At 59.3% G+C, this 1,680-nt stretch carries 2 protein-coding genes; both read right to left on the minus strand.

The features are described 5' to 3' along the window. Positions 1-24 precede the first annotated feature (24 nt). Complete coding sequence (locus OC610_RS26990; RefSeq protein WP_264432364.1) at positions 25-690, minus strand: fumarylacetoacetate hydrolase family protein; 666 nt, start codon at positions 688-690, stop codon at positions 25-27. Positions 691-729: 39 nt separating this feature from the next. Next, positions 730-1,680, minus strand: a 951-nt coding sequence (locus tag OC610_RS26995; RefSeq protein WP_264432366.1) for an FAD-binding oxidoreductase, incomplete at its 5' end; no start/stop codon positions are given.

Consider the following 1,680-nt stretch of genomic DNA (forward strand, 5'->3'; position numbering starts at 1 on the left):
CACAGGAGGATAAAGGCGTGGCCGTTAGCGAACGCTGCTCTCGAAGCGGCTCGCCCCTGGCAATTCCAGCACCAGCTCATCGCCTGCATTCAGCGGGCCGACGCCCGCCGGAGTGCCGGTGAGAATCACGTCGCCGGCCTGCAGCGAGAAGCAGCCGGCCATGTATTGGATCATCGGCACGATGGGGTTGAGCATCAGGTTGCTGTTGCCGTCCTGGCGCACTTCACCATTGATGGTCAGGCGAACCGGGATGTCCGCCAGGTCGGCAAAGTTATCCTTCGAAACAAACGGGGCGATCACCGCCGCACCGTCGAAAGACTTGGCCACTTCCCACGGCAAGCCCTTGGCCTTGAGCTCGGCCTGCTTGTCCCGCAGGGTCAGGTCCAGGGCCGGGGCGAAGCCGGAGATGGCGTCCAGCACTTCTTCAGCGCTGGGCTTGGTGGAAAGCGGCTTGCCGATCAGCACGGCGATTTCGGCCTCATAGTGCACCGCGCCACGGTCGGCCGGGATGCTGAAGCCGCCTTCCAGCGGTACCACGCAACTGCCCGGCTTGATGAACAGCAAGGGTTCGGTGGGCACCGGGTTATCCAGTTCCTTTGCATGTTCGGCGTAGTTACGCCCAATACAGACTACTTTTCCCAGCGGGAAATGAATGCGCGTACCGTCGACATACTGGTGCTGATAGCTCATTACCGACTCCTGCCTTTCAGATTTCAGGTGTTTTATTGATCAAACCGCGAAAATCTTGCCCGGGTTCATGATGCCGTTCGGGTCGAACACGGCCTTCACGGCTTTCATGTATTCGATCTCCACTGGCGAACGACTATAGGTCAGGTAATCGCGCTTGGTCATGCCCACGCCATGTTCGGCGGAAATCGAACCGTTGTATTTTTCGACGGTTTCGAAGACCCATTTGTTCACGGTCGCGCATTTGGCGAAGAATTCATCCTTGCTCAGGTTTTCCGGCTTGAGGATGTTCAAGTGCAGGTTGCCATCGCCAATGTGGCCGAACCAGACGATTTCGAAGTCCGGGTAGTGTTCGCCGACGATCGCGTCGATTTCCCGCAAGAAGGCTGGCACTTTCGAAACGGTTACTGAGATGTCGTTCTTGTACGGCGTCCAGTGCGAGATGGTTTCGGAGATGTACTCGCGCAGCTTCCACAGGTTCTGCAGTTGGGTTTCACTCTGGCTCATCACGCCGTCCAGCACCCAGCCTTGCTCGACGCAGTGTTCGAAGGTTTCCAGCGCGTGGTTGGCAACTTCTTCGGTGGTGGCTTCGAATTCCAGCAGGGCGTAGAACGGGCAGTCGGTTTCGAACGGCGCGGGAACGTCGCCACGGCCGAGGACCTTGGCCAGGGCCTTGTCGGAGAAAAACTCGAAGGCGGTGAGGTCGAGCTTGCCCTGGAAGGCGTGCAATACCGGCATGATCGAGTCGAAGTCCGGCGTGCCGAGCACCATGGCAGTGAGGTTCTTCGGCGCGCGGTCCAGGCGCATGGTGGCTTCGACCACGAAGCCGAGGGTGCCTTCGGCGCCGATGAACAATTGCCGCAAATCGTAGCCGGTGGCGTTCTTGATCAGGTCCTTGTTGAGTTCCAGCACGTCACCCTTGCCGGTGACGACCTTCATGCCCGCCACCCAGTTGCGGGTCATGCCGTAGCGAATGACCTTGATTCCGCCGGC

The sequence above is a fragment of the Pseudomonas agronomica genome, from assembly GCF_025917275.1.
GTDB lineage: Bacteria > Pseudomonadota > Gammaproteobacteria > Pseudomonadales > Pseudomonadaceae > Aquipseudomonas > Aquipseudomonas agronomica.

Coding starts and splice junctions, on each gene's coding strand:
- OC610_RS26990 (WP_264432364.1), bottom strand. CDS start 690: ATGAGCTATCAGCACCAGTATGTCGACGGTACGCGCATTCATTTCCCG.